Source organism: Streptomyces sp. NBC_01546 (assembly GCF_045208355.1).
In the GTDB taxonomy this organism is placed as follows: domain Bacteria; phylum Actinomycetota; class Actinomycetes; order Streptomycetales; family Streptomycetaceae; genus Streptomyces.
The window spans coordinates 4,354,364-4,373,038 of sequence record NZ_CP109379.1; the positions used below are offsets into that span (position 1 = coordinate 4,354,364).

The following is an 18,675-nucleotide window of genomic DNA, read 5'->3' on the forward strand; positions in this document are numbered from 1 at the left end:
AACGGCCGGTCCCCCGAGTGGGGGACCGGCCGTTCCGTGTCTGCGGGGTCAGCCGGGGACTACTTGGCGTCCTCGGTCTTCGCCTCGGTCTCAGCCTCGGCCTCGGACTTGGCCTCAGCCTTCGGCTCGGGGTCAGGCTCCGGCTCCGGCTCGGCCTCCACCGGCTCCGGCGTCTTCACCGAGTCCAGCAGCAGCTGCGCCACGTCCACGACCTGGACGTGCTCCTTCGCCTGGCCGTCGTTCTTCTTGCCGTTGACCGAGTCGGTCAGCATGACCAGGCAGAACGGGCAGGCGGTGGAGACGATGTCGGGGTTCAGGGACAGGGCCTCGTCGACGCGCTCGTTGTTGATGCGCTTGCCGATCCGCTCCTCCATCCACATCCGCGCGCCACCGGCGCCACAGCAGAAGCCCCGCTCCTTGTGGCGGTGCATCTCCTGCTGGCGCAGGCCCGGCACGGCCGACATGATCTCGCGCGGCGGCGTGTAGACCTTGTTGTGCCGGCCCAGGTAGCACGGGTCGTGGTACGTGATCAGGCCGTCCACCGGCGTGACCGGCGTGAGCCGGCCCTCGTCGATCAGGTGCTGGAGCAGCTGCGTGTGGTGGATGACCTCGTACTCGCCGCCCAGCTGCGGGTACTCGTTCGCGATGGTGTTGAAGCAGTGCGGGCAGGTCGAGACGATCCGCTTCGCCGACTTCGGCTTCCGGGTCGACGGATCTTCATCGTCTTCACCGAACGCCATGTTCAGCATGGCCACGTTCTCCTGGCCCAGCTGCTGGAACAGCGGCTCGTTGCCCAGGCGGCGAGGCGAGTCACCGGTGCACTTCTCGTCGCCGCCCATGATCGCGAACTTGACGCCCGCGATGTTCAGCAGCTCCGCGAAGGCCTTGGTCGTCTTCTTGGCCCGGTCCTCGAGAGCGCCCGCGCAGCCGACCCAGTACAGGTAGTCGAACTCCGAGAGGTCCTCCGCGTCCTTCCCGATGATCGGGACCTCGAAGTCGACCTCCTTGGTCCACTCGACGCGCTGCTTCTTGGCCAGGCCCCAGGGGTTGCCCTTCTTCTCCAGGTTCTTGAGCATCGTGCCGGCCTCCGAGGGGAAGGCGGACTCGATCATCACCTGGTAGCGGCGCATGTCGACGATGTGGTCGATGTGCTCGATGTCGACCGGGCACTGCTCCACGCACGCACCGCAGGTCGTGCAGGACCACAGCACGTCCGGGTCGATGACGCCGTTCTCCTCGGCCGTCCCGATCAGCGGGCGCTCGGCCTCCGCCAGAGCAGCCGCCGGGACGTCCTTCAGCTGTTCCGCAGTCGCCTTCTCGTTGCCCTCCATGTCCTTGCCGCCACCGGCCAGCAGGTACGGGGCCTTGGCGTGCGCGTGGTCGCGCAGGGACATGATCAGGAGCTTCGGGGACAGCGGCTTGCCGGTGTTCCAGGCCGGGCACTGCGACTGGCAGCGACCGCACTCCGTACACGTGGAGAAGTCGAGGATGCCCTTCCAGGAGAACTGCTCGACCTGGGAGACGCCGAAGACGTCGTCCTCGCCCGGGTCCTCGAAGTCGATCTCCTTGCCACCGCTGGTCATCGGCTGGAGGGCGCCGAGCGCGACCGCGCCGTCGGCGTTCCGCTTGAACCAGATGTTCGGGAAGCCGAGGAAGCGGTGCCAGGCGACACCCATGTTGGTGTTGAGCGAGACGACGATCATCCAGATCAGCGAGGTGCCGATCTTGATCATCGCGGTGAAGTAGATGGCGTTCTGCAGGGCGCCGAGCGAGAGGCCCTTGAAGGCCAGGACCAGCGGGTACGACACGAAGTACGCCGGCTCGTACGAGTCCACGTGGTGGATCGCGCCCTCGAGGCCGCGCAGGCACAGGATCGCGAGGCCGATGGTGAGGATGATGTATTCGACGAAGTACGCCTGCCAGGCCTTCGAGCCGGTGAAGCGCGACTTGCGGCCGGCCCGGGAGGGAAGGCTGAGCAGCCGGATGACCATCAGGACGACGATGCCCACGACCGTCATCAGGCCGATGAACTCGATGTACATCTCGAACGGCAGGAAGCCGCCGATGATCGGCAGCGTCCAGTCGGCCTGGAAGAGCTGGCCGTACGCCTGCGCCAGCGTGGGCGGCAGGGTAAGGAAGCCGATCGCGACGAACCAGTGCGCGAAGCCGACGATGCCCCAGCGGTTCATGCGGCTGTGCCCGAGGAACTCCCGGACGAGGGTGAGGGTTCGGGCCTTCGGGTCGTCCGTCCGGCTGCCTGCCGGGACGGGCTGGCCGAGCTTCACGAACCGGTAGATCTGCGCCACGGCTCGGGCGAGCAGCGCGACGCCGACCACGGTCAGGACCAGCGACACGATGATCGCGGCGAGTTGCATGGGAGGGCTCCTCGGGCGGCATTACTAAGCGGTAACTTATGTAGTCAAGGCTTGAGGTTACCCATTCCCGACGCCGCAATGTAGCCGAGCGTGCGGTGATCTGTGTCGCTCAGGCATGCCTGTGTCGACAGGCCGCCCGCGGTGTCTGCGCCAGGATCGCCAGGTCCATCCCCAGCCAGTGGTTCTCCACATAGTGCCGGTCGAGCAGTGCCATCTCCTCCCAGGGTAGGTCGGAGCGCGCGCTGACCTGCCACAACCCGGTCATTCCGGGCCGTACGAAGAGCCGCTCGGGGCGGTCCGTACGGGGCTCCGGGCGCGGCCCGACCAGGGACATCTCCCCGCGGAGCACGTTGAGCAGCCGGGGCGCCCCGTCCAGTGCGCACCACTCCAGGGCCGCGCCGAGGCGGCCCGCGCCCTCCGTGCGGAGTCCCCAGGTCCGGAACGGCCGTCCGCCGAGGCCGGCCGCCGGTTCCCGTACGAGGGCCCGCCCGCCCTGGATCGCGTACAGCAGCCCCGTCGCCACCGCGAGGGGGACGGCGAGCGCGATGAGCAGGATCACCGCTCCGGCGAGGTCCAGCACCCGCTTGGCCGAAGGCCTGGCCGGCCGTAGGGCGGGGAGGCTGAGCAGGAGAGGCATGTCAGCACGGTGCCGTACGCCTCAGCCGGTCCCCGGGTGCCGCGCGGCGGCGGTTACCCGTTCGGGCGCGGGGTTCGGGGTGGAGCCCCGGGTAGTTGCGCGTAAGGGGGGCCTAAAGGTTGAGCCGGACAGACTCAGCTCTGTTGACGCAAGCGCGACGATGCGGCATGGTTGAGTCTGTTGCACTCAAGTCAGCTGGAGGAATTGAAATGGCACGTGCGGTCGGCATCGACCTGGGCACCACTAACTCCGTCGTCAGCGTTCTGGAAGGCGGCGAGCCCACCGTCATCACCAACGCCGAGGGCGCCAGGACCACGCCGTCCGTCGTCGCCTTCGCCAAGAACGGCGAGGTCCTCGTCGGCGAGGTGGCCAAGCGCCAGGCGGTCACGAACGTGGACCGGACCATCCGCTCCGTCAAGCGCCACATGGGCACTGACTGGAAGATCAACCTGGATGGCAAGGACTTCAACCCGCAGCAGATGAGCGCCTTCATCCTGCAGAAGCTGAAGCGCGACGCCGAGGCGTACCTGGGCGAGAAGGTCACGGACGCGGTCATCACCGTCCCGGCCTACTTCAACGACTCCGAGCGTCAGGCGACGAAGGAGGCCGGTGAGATCGCGGGCCTCAACGTCCTGCGCATCGTCAACGAGCCGACCGCCGCCGCCCTGGCCTACGGTCTCGACAAGGACGACCAGACCATCCTCGTCTTCGACCTCGGTGGCGGCACCTTCGACGTGTCGCTCCTGGAGATCGGCGACGGTGTCGTCGAGGTCAAGGCCACCAACGGTGACAACCACCTCGGTGGCGACGACTGGGACCAGCGCGTCGTCGACTACCTGGTGAAGCAGTTCGCCAACGGCCACGGCGTCGACCTGTCCAAGGACAAGATGGCGCTCCAGCGTCTGCGCGAGGCCGCCGAGAAGGCGAAGATCGAGCTGTCCTCCTCCACGGAGACCTCGATCAACCTGCCCTACATCACGGCTTCCGCCGAGGGCCCGCTGCACCTGGACGAGAAGCTCACCCGCGCCCAGTTCCAGCAGCTGACCGCGGACCTGCTCGACCGCTGCAAGACCCCGTTCCACAACGTCATCAAGGACGCCGGCATCCAGCTGTCCGAGATCGACCACGTGGTCCTGGTCGGCGGCTCCACCCGCATGCCGGCCGTCGCCGAGCTCGTCAAGGAGCTCACCGGCGGTCAGGACGCCAACAAGGGCGTCAACCCGGACGAGGTCGTCGCCATCGGCGCCACCCTCCAGGCCGGTGTGCTCAAGGGTGAGGTCAAGGACGTCCTGCTCCTCGACGTGACCCCGCTGTCCCTGGGTATCGAGACCAAGGGCGGCATCATGACCAAGCTGATCGAGCGCAACACCACGATCCCGACCAAGCGCTCCGAGATCTTCACGACGGCCGAGGACAACCAGCCGTCCGTCCAGATCCAGGTCTACCAGGGCGAGCGCGAGATCGCGGCGTACAACAAGAAGCTCGGCATGTTCGAGCTGACGGGCCTGCCGCCGGCCCCGCGTGGCGTCCCGCAGATCGAGGTCTCCTTCGACATCGACGCGAACGGCATCATGCACGTCACGGCCAAGGACCTTGGCACGGGCAAGGAGCAGAAGATGACCGTCACCGGCGGCTCCTCGCTCGGCAAGGACGAGGTCGACCGCATGCGCCAGGAGGCGGAGCAGTACGCGGACGAGGACCTGCGTCGCAAGGAGGCGGCCGAGTCCCGCAACCAGGGCGAGCAGCTCGTCTACCAGACGGAGAAGTTCGTCAAGGACAACGAGGACAAGGTCCCGGCCGACGTCAAGACCGAGGTCGAGGCCGCCGTCACCGAGCTGAAGGAAAAGCTCAAGGGCGAGGACACCGCCGAGATCCGCACCGCGACCGAGAAGCTCGCCGCGGTCAGCCAGAAGCTCGGCCAGGCCATCTACGCCGACGCCCAGGCCGCTCAGGGCGCCGCGGGTGCCGCCGGTGACGCGGGTCAGGCCAAGGCCGACGACGACGTCGTCGACGCCGAGATCGTCGACGACGAGAAGCCGAAGGGCGGCGCTGCCTGATGTCGGAGGAGACCCCGGGCTTTGACGAGAAGCCCGAAGTCCCCGTCGACGGCACGCCCGACGAGCCGAAGGCCGCCGACTCCGCCACGGAGGAGGCGGCGGCCCCGGCCGGGGACGCAGCACAGGATGTAGCGCTGCTCGCGCAGCTGGACCAGGCCCGTACGGCGCTCGGTGAGCGCACCGCGGACCTCCAGCGGCTCCAGGCGGAGTACCAGAACTACCGCCGCCGGGTGGAGCGGGACCGGATCGCCGTCAAGGAGATCGCGGTCGCGTCCCTCCTGACGGAACTCCTCCCGACCCTGGACGACATCGGCCGGGCGCGGGAGCATGGCGAGCTGGTCGGCGGCTTCAAGTCGGTGGCCGAATCGCTGGAGACCGCCGCGGCCAAGATGGGTCTGCAGCAGTTCGGCAAGGAGGGCGAGCCCTTCGACCCGACGATCCACGAGGCCCTGATGCACTCGTACGCGCCGGACATCACGGAGGACACCTGCGTGGCGATCCTTCAGCCGGGGTACCGGATCGGCGAGCGTACGATCCGCCCCGCGCGGGTCGCGGTGGCCGAGCCCCAGCCGGGCGCGGCCCCCAAGTCCGAGTCGGCCGAGGCCGACACGCCGTCGGACAAGGACACGGATGCCCCCGACAAGGGCTGATGTTGAACAAGTAGAGGCACGAGAGGAGGGACACCGGGGATGAGCACCAAGGACTTCGTCGAGAAGGACTACTACAAGGTCCTCGGTGTCCCGAAGGACGCCACCGAGGCCGAGATCAAGAAGGCGTACCGGAAGCTCGCGCGCGAGTTCCACCCGGACGCCAACAAGGGCGACGCCTCGGCCGAGGCGCGCTTCAAGGAGATCTCCGAGGCGAACGACATCCTCGGTGACGCGAAGAAGCGCAAGGAGTACGACGAGGCGCGCGCCCTGTTCGGCAACGGCGGCTTCCGCCCCGGGCCGGGCGGGGCCGGCGGCTCGTTCAACTTCGACCTCGGCGACCTGTTCGGCGGACAGCAGCCGGCGGGCGCGGGCGGCGGCTTCGGCGGCGGCCTGGGCGATGTCTTCGGCGGCCTGTTCAACCGCGGCGCCGGCGCCGGTACGGGAACCCGTACCCAGCCGCGCCGCGGCCAGGACATCGAGTCGGAGGTCACCCTCTCCTTCACGGAGGCGGTGGACGGGGCCACGGTCCCGCTCCGGATGTCCTCGCAGGCCCCCTGCAAGGCCTGTTCGGGCACCGGCGACAAGAACGGCACGCCCCGGGTGTGCCCGACCTGCGTCGGCACCGGCCAGGTATCGCGGGGCAGCGGCGGCGGGTTCTCGCTGACCGACCCCTGCGCGGACTGCAAGGGCCGCGGCCTGATCGCGGAGACCCCCTGCGACGTCTGCAAGGGCAGCGGGCGCGCCCGCAGCTCGCGCACCATGCAGGTCCGGATCCCGGCAGGCGTCTTCGACGGCCAGCGGATCCGGCTGCGCGGCAAGGGCGCGCCGGGCGAGCGCGGCGGTCCCGGCGGTGACCTGTACGTCGTCGTGCACGTCGACTCCCACCCGGTGTTCGGCCGCAAGGACGACAACCTGACGGTGACCGTCCCGGTGACCTTCGCCGAGGCGGCGCTGGGCGCCGACATCAAGGTCCCGACCCTGAACGGCCCCTCGGTGACGCTGAAGCTGCCGCCGGGCACCCCCAACGGCCGCACCATGCGGGCCCGCGGCAAGGGAGCGGTCCGCAAGGACGGCACCCGCGGCGACCTGCTGGTGACGGTGGAGGTCGAAGTTCCGACCGAGCTGTCGGACAAGGCCCGCGAGGCGCTGGAGATGTACCGCGAGGCGACGGAGTCGCAGGACCCGCGCACCGCGCTGTTCGAGTCCGCGAAGGGAGCATGACATGGACGGTCGCCGACGACAGTCCTCCCGATTGGGTGGGGGCTACCAGCTCACCGATGAGACCCCGGTCTACGTGATCTCGGTGGCCGCCCAGCTCTCGGGCCTGCATCCGCAGACCCTCCGCCAGTACGACCGTCTCGGCCTGGTCTCCCCGGACCGTACGGCCGGCCGCGGCCGGCGCTACTCGGCCCGTGACATCGAGCTGCTCCGCACGGTGCAGGCGCTGTCCCAGGACGAGGGCATCAACCTGGCGGGCATCAAGCGGATCATCGAGCTGGAGAACCAGGTCGCCGCGCTCCAGCAGCGCGTGGCCGAGCTCTCCGCGGCTGTCGACGGCGCGGCCGTGGCCATGCAGCAGCGCGAGGCCCAGGTGCACGCGTCCTACCGGCGCGACCTGGTTCCGTACCAGCCTCCGCAGCCGGGCAACGCCCTGGTGGTGTGGCGGCCCAAGCGGCCGATGGACTGACGCCCGCCCACAGCGTGCAGGAAGGCCCCGCCCGGCTCACCGGGCGGGGCCTTCCGCGTTCCCGTTCGCGTTTTCCCGTTCCCGTTCCCGTGAGCGGTCAGGGCCGGGGCTCCCGGGCGGGGCCCGAGACCTGGCCCAGGATGCCCGACTGGGCTATGAGGAAGCCGAGTTGGGCGCGGCTGCCGCTGCCCAGGGCGGTGGCCAGCTTGGCGATGTGCGCGCGGCAGGTCCGTACGTTCATGCCCAGGCGGCGCGCGATGGCCTCGTCCACGTGCCCCTCGACGAGGAGTTGCGCGATGGAGCGCTGAACGCCCGAGATCCCCGAGGGCGTCGGATCGTACCGGATCTCCTCCAGCAGCGGCGTGGCACGGCGCCAGAGCTGCTCGAACACCTTGATGAGGTATTCCACGAGACCGGGGTGGCGCAGTTCGAGGGCGACGCTGCGGTCATCGCTGGCGGGGATGAAGGCGACGGTGCGGTCGAAGACGATGAGGCGCTCGATGAGTTCCTCGAGGGTGCGGATCTCCACCTTGCCCGCGGATATCCGCTCGACGTAGGCGAGCGTTCCCTGGCTGTGCCGGGCGGTGTGCTGGTAGAGGGTGCGGATGCTGACCCCGCGGTCGGTCAGCGGCTGGTCGCGCTCCAGGGCCTGTGTGAGGGCGTCTATGGGGCGGGCTCCGCCGGGCTGGACGGTGAGCATCTCCGTGTGGCATTCGGCGGTGGCCAGGTTCAGTGCCGCGTTGATGCGGTCGAACCCCTCGAGCACGGTGATCGCGTGCGTGGGCGCGGGAGTCAGCGCGCTGATGGCCATGAATGGCTCAAACGCTTCCGCCAGCTCGATGGACGTCCTGCGGCGTTGCAGGATCTCCCGCTCGATAGGGTGCAGCCGCTGGGTGAGTGCGACGGTGGGGGGAACCGGGCGCAGCCAGTTCGCGTCATCTGGATCCGGGTGCAGCAGCGCGAATTCCAGCAGGCAGGGAGTGTATTCGACCTCCGCGCGGGCGATGCGCCCCGAGCTGAGCGCAGTGGCGTAGAGCTCGGCGCCGAGAGCGCACAGTTCCGTCACTGGGTGGGGATGTGTCTGTTCCGCACCATTTTTCGGCATATCTCCCACCCCCAGGGTCTTGCATCTACAGGAACATGATGCACCGCCACGGTGGCGTCGGCGTGGCTCGATAAGTCATCGTCTGTCATGCGGGGGAGAGGAATCCATCCAGTGAGGACGAAGTCGACGATGTACAAGAGATTGCTTCGCTCGGTGGTTGCCGTTGCTCTCTCCACGGTTGTGGCTTACGGGGTGGCCGGCGGCAACACAGCCACGTTGGCGGGGATATCGGACGATAGCGGCTGGACCAGTGCTCCGGTGGACAGCGGGTGGACGCTCGGCCCTCTGGACAGTGGGTGGACCAACCTGCCGGAGAAGGTCGTCGCATGACCCCCGACGACCGCGGCTTCCGCCGCGAAATGGCCTCCGCTTACCGGTCGGGATGGCAGTTCATCGACCTGGCCACGGCGATCCCGTACCCCGGGGATTCGCTGATGGTCACCCTGTTCGGTCAACCGATCGTCGTCGTGCGCGAGGAGGACGAGGACGTACGTGCCTACCGGTGCCTGCGCCGCCCGCGGGGCGCGCCGCAGCCCGTCCGCTGCGAGGTGCGCTACGGAATGGTCTTCGTCAATCTTGATCAGCGCGATCACCAGCTCTTCGAACCCGACATCACCACCGCCACCCCCCGCAGTGCCTGAAGCGATTCCCCCGTCGTTGCAGATCGCTCAGGCGCTTCCCCCACACAACGGCGCCATCGTGGACCTGACCACGATGGCGCCGTTGTGATGTCCGCGTCCAGTAGTTGAACCGGACAAGATGTGGAGGGGCAGACCGGCCGCCGGCCTGGTCCCGGGCTCAGGCCCGGCCCATGGCCCGGTCCAGCGTGATCTCCATGACCACCCGGTCGGGATTGGGTGAGGGCGTCCGCCCGTAGCGCTCCGCGTAGCGCGCCACCGCGTCGGCGACCGACGCCTCGTCCGTACGGATCACCGCGCGCCCCTCGAGGGTGGCCCAGCGGCGTCCTTCCATCTGGCAGACCGCGACCCGGGCCGCGCCCGGCTGCGCCGCCAGGATGTTGCGGATCTTCTTGCTGTGCTTGTTGCTGATCACCCGGGCCAGACCGGCCTCCGGGTCGTACGTCACGCCCACCGGCACCACGTGGGGCGTCCCGTCCGGGCGCGGCGTGGTCAGCGTGCAGACGTGCCGCTCCCGCCAGAAGGCGAGGTACTCGGGCGTCGGGTTGAGTACGTCATGGGACATGGCCCGAAGGGTACGGGGCCCGGGCGCGTCGGGGGTACCGCGGCCTGCCTTGAGTGGAATAGACTCAACTTTGCGTAGGTTGTTTATGTCATAGTTCTGTCCAGCCTCCGGAGAGGAGCACATCACCCGTGGATGCCGAGCTGACCAACAAGAGCCGGGATGCGCTGAACGCGGCCACCAGCCGGGCCGTCAAGGACGGCCACGCGGACCTGACCCCCGCGCACCTGCTGCTGGCGCTCCTCGCCGGCGAGGACAACGAGAACATCACCGACCTCCTCGCGGCCTCCGACGCCGACCAGGCCGCCGTACGGGCCGGCGCGGAGCGGCTGCTCGCCGCCCTGCCCAGCGTCACCGGGTCCACGGTCGCGCCCCCGCAGCCCACCCGCGACCTGCTCGCCGTACTCGCCGAGGCCGACGCCCAGGCGGGCAAGCTCGGCGACGACTACCTCTCCACCGAACACCTGCTCATCGCCCTCGCCGCCAAGGGCGGCGCGGCCGGTGAGCTCCTTTCCGCACAGGGCGCGAGCGCGAAGAAGCTGCTGGACGCCTTCCAGAACGCACGAGGAGGGCGGCGGGTGACCACCCCCGACCCCGAGGGTCAGTACAAGGCGCTGGAGAAGTTCGGCACCGATTTCACGGCGGCAGCCCGTGAGGGCAAGCTCGATCCGGTCATCGGCCGGGACCACGAGATCCGGCGCGTGGTGCAGGTGCTCTCGCGGCGTACGAAGAACAACCCGGTGCTCATCGGCGAGCCGGGCGTCGGCAAGACGGCCGTGGTCGAGGGCCTGGCCCAGCGCATCGTCAAGGGCGATGTCCCGGAGTCGCTGAAGAACAAGCGGCTCGTCTCCCTCGACCTGGGCGCCATGGTCGCGGGCGCGAAGTACCGGGGTGAGTTCGAGGAGCGGCTGAAGACCGTCCTGGCGGAGATCAAGTCGAGCGACGGCCAGATCATCACCTTCATCGACGAGCTGCACACGGTCGTCGGCGCGGGCGCCGGCGGCGACTCCGCCATGGACGCGGGCAACATGCTCAAGCCCATGCTGGCGCGTGGTGAGCTGCGGATGGTCGGCGCGACGACGCTGGACGAGTACCGCGAGCGCATCGAGAAGGACCCGGCGCTGGAGCGGCGTTTCCAGCAGGTGCTGGTCGCCGAGCCGTCCGTCGAGGACACCATCGCGATCCTGCGCGGGCTCAAGGGCCGCTACGAGGCCCACCACAAGGTGCAGATCAACGACAGTGCGCTGGTCGCCGCCGCGACCCTCTCCGATCGGTACATCACCTCCCGCTTCCTCCCGGACAAGGCGATCGACCTCGTCGACGAGGCCGCGTCCCGGCTGCGCATGGAGATCGACTCCTCCCCCCTGGAGATCGACGAGCTCCAGCGTGCGGTGGACCGGCTGCGGATGGAGGAGCTGGCGCTGAAGAACGAGTCCGACCCGGCCTCGCTGGAGCGCCTGGAGAAGATCCGCAAGGATCTCGCGGACAAGGAGGAGGAGCTGCGGGGCCTGACCGCCCGCTGGGAGAAGGAGAAGCAGTCCCTCAACCGGGTCGGTGAGCTCAAGGAGCGCCTGGACGACCTGCGCGGCCAGGCGGAGCGCGCGCAGCGCGACGGGGACTTCGACACCGCTTCCAAGCTGCTCTACGGGGAGATCCCGACCGTGGAGCGCGAGCTGGCCGAGGCCACCGAGGCCGAGGCGGAGGTCTCGAAGGACACGATGGTCAAGGACGAGGTCGGCCCCGACGACATCGCCGACGTGGTGGGTGCCTGGACCGGCATCCCGGCCGGCCGCCTCCTGGAGGGGGAGACGCAGAAGCTGCTGCGCATGGAGGACGAGCTGGGCCGCCGTCTGATCGGCCAGGGCGAGGCCGTGCGGGCCGTGTCGGACGCGGTGCGCCGCACCCGGGCCGGCATCGCGGACCCGGACCGGCCGACCGGCTCGTTCCTGTTCCTGGGCCCGACGGGCGTCGGCAAGACGGAGCTGGCCAAGGCCCTGGCGGACTTCCTCTTCGACGACGAGCGGGCCATGATCCGCATCGACATGTCGGAGTACGGCGAGAAGCACTCCGTGGCCCGCCTGGTCGGCGCGCCGCCCGGCTACGTCGGCTACGAGGAGGGCGGCCAGCTGACCGAGGCCGTCCGGCGCCGCCCGTACAGCGTGGTGCTGCTGGACGAGGTGGAGAAGGCCCATCCCGAAGTCTTCGACATCCTGCTCCAGGTCCTGGACGACGGCCGTCTCACGGACGGCCAGGGCCGCACGGTGGACTTCCGCAACACGATCCTGGTGCTCACCTCGAACCTGGGCAGTCAGTTCCTGATGGATCCGGTCACGCCCGCGGAGCAGAAGAAGCAGCAGGTGCTGGACGTGGTCCGGGCGAGCTTCAAGCCGGAGTTCCTCAACCGCCTGGACGACCTGGTGGTCTTCTCCGCGCTGTCCGGGCCCGAGCTGGGCCGCATCGCGGAGCTCCAGATCGACCGCCTCGCCAAGCGGCTGGCCGACCGGCGCCTGACCCTGGAGGTCACGCCGGAGGCGCTGGCCTGGCTGGCGGACAAGGGCAACGACCCGGCGTACGGCGCGCGGCCCCTGCGCAGGCTGATCCAGACGGCGATCGGCGACCGGCTCGCGAAGGAGATCCTCTCCGGCGAGGTCAGGGACGGCGACACCGTACGGGTCGACGTGGCGGGCGAAGACCTGCTGGTCGGCAAGGCGCTGTGACCTCCTGAGCCGCCACCCGTGTCCGCCCGGAGCGGATCGTGCGTCCGGGGGTGGACACGGGGTAGGCGGGATGGGGGAGGATGCAGGTATCCGCACGAAGGGAAAACACGGTGAGCATCGACCCGGCCTCGATTCCGAACTTCGGAGGGCAGCAGCCCGATCCGCAGGCCACAGGACCGGCGGGCCCCGTCGTCCCCGACCAGGATCTGGTCAAGCAGCTGCTGGAGCAGATGGAGCTCAAGTACGTCGTCGACGACGAGGGTGACCTCGCGGCGCCGTGGGAGGAGTTCCGCACGTACTTCATGTTCCGCGGCGAGGACGAGCAGCAGGTCTTCTCGGTGCGGACCTTCTACGACCGTCCGCACAAGATCGAGGAGAAGCCGCAGCTTCTCGAGTCGATCGACGACTGGAACCGCCGCACCCTGTGGCCGAAGGTCTACAGCCACACCCACGACGACGGCTCGGTCCGTCTGATCGGTGAGGCGCAGATGCTGATCGGCACCGGCGTCAGCCTGGAGCACTTCGTGTCCTCCACGGTCAGCTGGGTCCGCGCCTCCATCGAGTTCGACAAGTGGCTCGTCGAGCAGTTCGGCCTGGAGAAGGAGATCGACTCCTCCGCCGAGGGCGACGACGACGGCGACAGCGACGGCAACAACTAGAAGCAGGTTCTAGAGCGGTACGCGGGCCACGAGCAGCAGATACAGCCCGTAGCCGTAACTGAGCCCGGCCAGCGCCGCGGTCACCACGACCGCGGTGCGGGGCCGGGCTCTGGCCATGACGGCCGCCACCGGCAGCAGCAGCGGGAAGGCCGGGAGCAGGAACCGCGGCTTCGACTCGAAGAACCCGGCCCCGCCGTACGCGATCACCAGCAGTATCGCCGTGTACGCGAGCAGCGGCAGCGGGGTCCGGTCCAGCACCAGCAGCATCGCCAGCAGCCCGGCGGCGGCCAGCAGGACCACGGTCACGGTGGTCGCCAGCGGTACGTGCCCGCCGGTCAGCACCCGCTCCGCGGAGCGCAGCGCACCGGCCCCGAAGTCGAAGCGGGATCCCCAGCGCCGCTGCACGGTGAAGTACCCGCCGAGCGGATCGCGCAGCCGCACCCCGACGGCCAGGACGTATGCCGCCCAGCCCGCGGGGGCCAGCAGCCCGGCCACCCACACCTCGGGCGCGCGGGACCGGCGGCTCAGGATCTCGTGCAGGGCCATCACCGAGACGGCGGCGGCGACCGCGAGCCCGGTCGGCCGGGTCAGTCCGGCGAGCACGGCGAGGCCGGCCGCCCAGAGCCAGCGGCCGCGCATCAGGGCGTAGAGCGCCCAGGCGGCGAGCGCGGCCAGCAGCGCCTCGGTGTAGGCCAGGCTCAGCACCACCGCGTGCGGCAGCGCCGCCCACAGCCCCACGAGCAGCAGCCCGGCTCGCGGCCCGATCACCCACTCGCCGATCCGGTAGACGCCGAGGGCGGCGACGGCGGCGCAGATCCAGGCGACGAGGATGCCGGCCGGGATCAGCCCGCCGGGCAGCACGGCGCCGACCAGCCTTATCAGCGTCGGGTAGAGCGGGAAGAAGGCGTAGTCGCTCTGGATGAAGCCGGTGCCGGTGACGGGGTCGGCCCACATCTGGGTGCGCCCGTAGCCGTTGGCGGCGATCCCGAGGTACCAGACGGAGTCCCAGGACTTGCCGAGCACCCGGAGCGGGTCCTTGCCCGCCCACCAGGATCCGAGGGTGAGGACCAGTACCCCGGCGCCGCGTACGGCGGCGAACACCCCGAGCGCGATGACCGTCGCCGGCGCGGCCGACCGCACCGCCTTGACGGCACGCATCTCCAGCGGCGACGCGGACACCGAGACTCTGCCCGTAGCCATGTATCCCGACTTTCCTGCTCTTCGTGAGTACGCTCATCCGACGATGAGAGCCGCGGGCACGTTCAAGGCCGTCAGCTTCACACCGGCCTCGGTCACCCCGCAACCACACTTGGTAAACAGCGAGGGTCCAGACGTCCAAGGCCCTGTCCGCCCGGACAGGGCCTAGAGGCGGCGCAGGCGGGCCACCGCCTCGCTGAGGACGTCGGTCCGCTTGCAGAACGCCCAGCGGACCTGGGTGGCTCCGGCGGACTTGTCGTCGTAGAAGACCTGGTTCGGGATGGCGACCACGCCGCAGCGTTCGGGCAGGGCGCGGCAGAAGGCCAGGCCGTCCTTCTCGCCGAGCGGGGTGATGTCCGTGGTGATGAAGTACGTGCCCTGCGGGCGGTAGACCTCGAAGCCGGCCGCCGCGAGGCCGTCGGCGAGGAGGTCGCGCTTGGCGGCCAGGTCCGCGCGGAAGCCCTCGTAGTACGCGTCGGGCAGGGCCAGGGCTTCGGCGATCGCGTACTGGAAGGGGCCGGAGGAGACGTAGGTGAGGAACTGCTTCGCCGAGCGGACCGCGGTGACCAGCTCCGGGGGCGCCGTGACCCAGCCGACCTTCCAGCCCGTGAAGGAGAACGTCTTCCCGGCGGAGGAGATGGTGACCGTGCGCTCGCGCATGCCCGGGAACCCGGCCAGGGGGGTGTGGGCGCCCTCGAAGACCAGGTGCTCGTAGACCTCGTCCGTGACGACCAGGAGGTCGCGCTCCACGGCGAGGGCGGCGACGGCGGCCAGCTCCTCGTGGGTCAGGACCGTGCCCGTCGGGTTGTGCGGGGTGTTCAGCAGGATCAGGCGGGTGCGCGGGGTGACGGCGGCGCGCAGTTCGTCCAGGTCGAGGGCGAAGGCCCCGGCGTGCGGGCGCAGGGTGACGGGGACGCGCACCGCGCCGGCCATCGCGATGCAGGCCGCGTACGAGTCGTAGTACGGCTCCAGGGCGATGACCTCGTCACCCGGTTCGAGGAGGGCGAGGAGCGCGGCCGCGATGGCCTCGGTGGCGCCGGCCGTGACCAGGACCTCGGTGTCCGGGTCGTAGGAGAGGCCGTAGAAGCGCTGCTGGTGCGCGGCGATCGCGGCGCGCAGCTCGGGGACGCCGGGGCCCGGCGGGTACTGGTTGCCGAGGCCCGTGAGGACCGCGCGGGAGGCCGCCTCGGCGATTTCGGCGGGGCCGTCGGTGTCGGGGAAGCCCTGGCCCAGGTTGATCGACCCGGTGCGGGCGGCCAGCGCCGACATCTCCGCGAAGATCGTGGTGCCGAAGGCCGCCAGACGGCGGTTGAGGAACGGGCGGTCGCTGCTCACGGGTGCGCTCATGGGCGCCATCCTGGGGGCAACCTCTGGACTTGCTCAAGTGTGCTTTGGGCCGCGTGGCCTGCGGGCATCCCCCCTTCACACGGGACGCGGGGATCCCGTCCCCCGGGAAGACCGGGGCGTGAGAGAGGGGGCGGGCATCGTGTTCGTCTTCATTGTGATCGGGCTTCTCTTCGTTGCGTTCGTCGTGACCATGGCGATCCGTTCGGCCGGCTCCGGCTCCGGCTCCGGCTCCGGTCGCGGCTCCGGCAGCAGCACGAGCAGCAGCTGGTGGGCCGGCGGGGGCGACTCCTCGTCGGGTTCTTGTTCGAGTGGATCGTCCTCGTCCTGCGGCGGATCTTCGTCCTCCTGCGGCGGTGGCGGGGGATGCGGTTCCAGCTGACACGGGGCAGCTGGCACCGCGTGGATGAAGGCGCCCGGCGGTCTGATTTCCGCCGGGCGCCCTCTCCTTGGCGCATGCATCACGACGCGCGGGGCACATGTTGTTGAACACGTGAACTGTGGAGCCCCCGGGGGGATGTAAACCCCGTCAAGTTGGGTAAAAACGCTGTGAGTGCCGTGCCTTTCATGATTCCCTCGGTTGAGTAGACCAGTCCTCGGACCTCCCTGGACTTCCTGTGGACCCGTGCCGGTGTCCCCCCACCCGTTGACTACCGCTGGCGGGCCCCGGCCCATCTCCCTCGCGCGTTTGCGGAGCCGACTCATGCTCACGACCCTCCAGACCACCTATACCGACACGCGTGCCGCCGATCTCGCCTGGGCCCTGGGTCGGGAGCGGCTGCCCGCCCTGGCCGTACTGAACCTCCAACTGTCCGGTGCGAAGGTGGAGTTGCGCCTGCTCGGCGCCTCTCATCAGGTGCTCCTGGAGGAGGGTGAGGTGCTCTGCTCGGAGACGGTCGCCTGCATGCCCGGCAGCAGTACGCCGCTGCCGCTCGGCGTGGCCAAGCGGGTGGGCGACTGGGAGTACGAGTTCGCCGCCCGGGTCGAGACCCTCTCCCGCGGTTCCTTCGCGGGGCGGGCGCAGGAGCTGCTCGCGCTGGTCGCCGACCACCCGAACGGACTAGCGGGCACCTTCCCGGGCAGTCCGCACGCGTTCACCGCCATGCTGGCGCAGCATCACGAGGGCCAGATGCGCTGGCGGACCTGGCACGCGTACCCGCAGGAGGGTCAGCTGGTGGCCACCAGGACCCGGGTCGGCGTACGGATGGGCGCCGCTTCCGCGGCCCCCGTCGAGTCGCCCGCGCTGCTCTAGCGCGCGCCAGGGGCCGCGTTCCTCCGGGGGCGCGGGCATTGCCACGTGGTTACGCCAACTGGCCGGATCAGTACGCCACTTGCACCCATGTGGGTGACCGGATGCGGGTGGGCGGTGACGTACGGTTCGCTGCATGATCGACCGTTCCGTCCCGCGCCGGGTACTCCCGGCTCCGGAGCCTCGGGGCGCGGCGACCGTCCCGGCCGCCCTGCCCGTACGGCCCCGGACCGGCCGACTCCTCGTCCTGGCCACCGTGTTCGTCTGCGCCGCCTGCGGGCTCGTATACGAACTGGAGCTGCTCGCCCTGGGCACCTACCTCATCGGCGATTCCGTCACCCAGGCGTCGGTCGTGCTGTCCGTCATGGTCTTCGCCATGGGCGTCGGCTCCCTGCTCGCCAAACGGCTGAGGCACCGGCCGGCCTTCGGCTTCTGCGCCATCGAGGCCGGGCTCGCGCTGCTCGGCGGGCTCTCGGCCGTGGCGCTGTACGCGAGCTTCGCCTGGCTGGGTGAATCCCGCCCGGCCCTCGTCGCCTTCTCCTTCGCCATCGGCGTCCTCATCGGCGCCGAGATCCCGCTCCTGATGGCCCTCATCCAGCGCATCCGCAGACAGGACGCGGGCGGGGCCGTCGCCGACCTGTTCGCCGCCGACTACGTGGGCGCCCTGGTCGGCGGCCTCGCCTTTCCGTTCCTGCTGCTGCCGGTGCTCGGCCAGCTCACCGGAGCCATGCTCACCGGCACGGTCAACGCGGTCGTCGGCGGCGGGCTCGTGCTCTGGCTGTTCCGCCGCGACCTGAGCCGGCGTGCCCGCTGGACGCTGGTCGCCGCCAACGTGAGCGTGCTGTCCGTGCTCGCCTGCGCGACCGTCCTGGCCGACGACTTCGAGCGGGTCGCCCGCGGCGCCGTCTACGGCGCGGAGGTGCGGGTCGCCGTCCAGACCGGGGTGCAGGAACTGGTGCTCACCGGGCCCCCGACCGGCTCCCCCCGCTCGCTCGACCTGTACCTCGACGGGCGGCTGCGGGTCAGCGGCTACGACGAGTACCGCTACCACGAGGCCCTCGTCCACCCCGCCATGACCGGCCCGCACACCCGGGTCCTGGTCCTCGGCGGCGGAGACGGGCTCGCCGCCCGCGAGGTGCTGCGCTACCGCGACGTCGCCTCCGTCACCGTCGTCGAACTCGACCCCGGCGTGGTCCGGCTCGCCCGCACCGATCCGATGCTCTCCGCGCTCAACGCCGGCGCGTACGAGGACCCGCGCCTCGGGGTCGTCACGCAGGACGCGTTCCGCTGGCTGCGCGGACCGGCCGCCCGGGACCGGTTCGACGTGATCGTCTCCGACCTCCCCAACCCGGGCATCACCCCCAGCACGAAGCTGTACTCGCAGGAGTTCTACGGGCTGGCCGCGCGGGCCCTGCGGCCCGGGGGCCGGATCGCCGTGCACGCCGGACCGCTGGCCACGCGCCCGCGCACCTACTGGACCGTGGAGTCCACCCTGCGGGCGGCCGGTCTGCAGACCTCCCCCTACAGCGCGGGCGGCCGCCTCTCGGGCTTCGCCGCCGGACCCGACCGCTCCCCCCTGCGCGGCAGCGACGCGCCCCCGCAGGACTGGGGCTTCGTACTGGCCTCCCGCGAGCAGGCGCCCCCGCTGCGGGTGGACCGTGACACGCCGGGGCTGCGCTCGCTGTCGACCCGCTCGCTCCAGGACGCCGCGCGCGACGCCGAGCGCACCCGGATGCCGGGACTTCCGCCGTCGACCCTGCCGCACCCGCGGTATTCGTGACCCGGTGCGGCTCTCGTC

The 18,675-nt window shown here is 70.1% G+C and carries 15 protein-coding genes; 9 read left to right on the forward strand and 6 right to left on the reverse strand.

Annotated elements, in window-relative coordinates; all coding sequences use genetic code 11:
* Positions 1-59 precede the first annotated feature (59 nt).
* Entirely contained in the window at positions 60-2,375 is a 2,316-nt protein-coding gene (locus tag OHA89_RS19955; RefSeq protein ID WP_406366753.1) for a (Fe-S)-binding protein, read from the reverse strand.
* A gap of 109 nt (positions 2,376-2,484) precedes the next feature.
* Positions 2,485-3,012 carry a sugar transferase gene (locus OHA89_RS19960; RefSeq protein WP_266609171.1) on the reverse strand — a complete coding sequence of 176 codons (528 nt, stop codon included), beginning with the start codon at positions 3,010-3,012 and terminating at the stop codon, positions 2,485-2,487.
* Between the two features lie 209 nt (positions 3,013-3,221).
* Between OHA89_RS19960 and dnaK the strand changes: the two genes are divergently transcribed.
* The 4 genes from dnaK to OHA89_RS19980 are packed head-to-tail and all read left to right on the forward strand — an operon-like array spanning position 3,222 to position 7,406.
* Entirely contained in the window at positions 3,222-5,069 is a 1,848-nt protein-coding gene (dnaK, locus tag OHA89_RS19965) for a molecular chaperone DnaK (protein WP_266609173.1), read from the forward strand.
* Positions 5,069-5,719: a nucleotide exchange factor GrpE gene (gene grpE, locus OHA89_RS19970; protein ID WP_215143223.1), complete on the forward strand. Its 651-nt coding sequence runs from the start codon at positions 5,069-5,071 to the stop codon at positions 5,717-5,719. Before dnaK ends, grpE begins: the two co-directional genes overlap by 1 nt.
* A gap of 39 nt (positions 5,720-5,758) precedes the next feature.
* Positions 5,759-6,940, forward strand: a complete 1,182-nt coding sequence (dnaJ, locus tag OHA89_RS19975; RefSeq protein WP_215143225.1) for a molecular chaperone DnaJ — start codon at positions 5,759-5,761, stop codon at positions 6,938-6,940.
* A gap of 1 nt (position 6,941) precedes the next feature.
* Positions 6,942-7,406 carry a heat shock protein transcriptional repressor HspR gene (locus tag OHA89_RS19980; protein ID WP_215143227.1) on the forward strand — a complete coding sequence of 155 codons (465 nt, stop codon included), beginning with the start codon at positions 6,942-6,944 and terminating at the stop codon, positions 7,404-7,406.
* A gap of 97 nt (positions 7,407-7,503) precedes the next feature.
* Here the strand turns inward: OHA89_RS19980 and OHA89_RS19985 are convergent, their stop codons facing one another.
* Positions 7,504-8,511, reverse strand: a complete 1,008-nt coding sequence (locus OHA89_RS19985; protein ID WP_215143228.1) for a helix-turn-helix transcriptional regulator — start codon at positions 8,509-8,511, stop codon at positions 7,504-7,506.
* A gap of 326 nt (positions 8,512-8,837) precedes the next feature.
* Between OHA89_RS19985 and OHA89_RS19990 the strand changes: the two genes are divergently transcribed.
* Positions 8,838-9,152: a (2Fe-2S)-binding protein gene (locus tag OHA89_RS19990; protein ID WP_073917230.1), complete on the forward strand. Its 315-nt coding sequence runs from the start codon at positions 8,838-8,840 to the stop codon at positions 9,150-9,152.
* 157 nt (positions 9,153-9,309) lie between these two features.
* Here OHA89_RS19990 and OHA89_RS19995 read toward each other — a convergent pair whose 3' ends face one another.
* Entirely contained in the window at positions 9,310-9,714 is a 405-nt protein-coding gene (locus tag OHA89_RS19995; RefSeq protein ID WP_257555549.1) for a pyridoxamine 5'-phosphate oxidase family protein, read from the reverse strand.
* Between the two features lie 128 nt (positions 9,715-9,842).
* Between OHA89_RS19995 and clpB the strand changes: the two genes are divergently transcribed.
* Together clpB and OHA89_RS20005 are read left to right on the forward strand one after the other, a co-directional pair.
* Positions 9,843-12,428, forward strand: coding sequence for an ATP-dependent chaperone ClpB (gene clpB / locus OHA89_RS20000; RefSeq protein WP_266609179.1), 2,586 nt, complete (start codon positions 9,843-9,845; stop codon positions 12,426-12,428).
* A gap of 110 nt (positions 12,429-12,538) precedes the next feature.
* Positions 12,539-13,087 (forward strand): YbjN domain-containing protein, encoded by a 549-nt coding sequence (locus tag OHA89_RS20005; protein WP_257555551.1) that lies wholly within the window; start codon positions 12,539-12,541, stop codon positions 13,085-13,087.
* Between the two features lie 9 nt (positions 13,088-13,096).
* Here OHA89_RS20005 and OHA89_RS20010 read toward each other — a convergent pair whose 3' ends face one another.
* Entirely contained in the window at positions 13,097-14,287 is a 1,191-nt protein-coding gene (locus OHA89_RS20010) for a hypothetical protein (protein WP_266609181.1), read from the reverse strand.
* A gap of 162 nt (positions 14,288-14,449) precedes the next feature.
* Positions 14,450-15,640 (reverse strand): pyridoxal phosphate-dependent aminotransferase, encoded by a 1,191-nt coding sequence (locus OHA89_RS20015; protein ID WP_406366757.1) that lies wholly within the window; start codon positions 15,638-15,640, stop codon positions 14,450-14,452.
* A 691-nt stretch (positions 15,641-16,331) separates the two neighbouring features.
* On the opposite strand from OHA89_RS20015, the gene OHA89_RS20020 reads away from it, so the two are divergent.
* Positions 16,332-16,880, forward strand: a complete 549-nt coding sequence (locus tag OHA89_RS20020) for a DUF2617 family protein (protein ID WP_266609185.1) — start codon at positions 16,332-16,334, stop codon at positions 16,878-16,880.
* Between the two features lie 133 nt (positions 16,881-17,013).
* Complete coding sequence (locus OHA89_RS20025; RefSeq protein ID WP_266609187.1) at positions 17,014-18,657, forward strand: polyamine aminopropyltransferase; 1,644 nt, start codon at positions 17,014-17,016, stop codon at positions 18,655-18,657.
* Positions 18,658-18,675 lie beyond the last annotated feature (18 nt).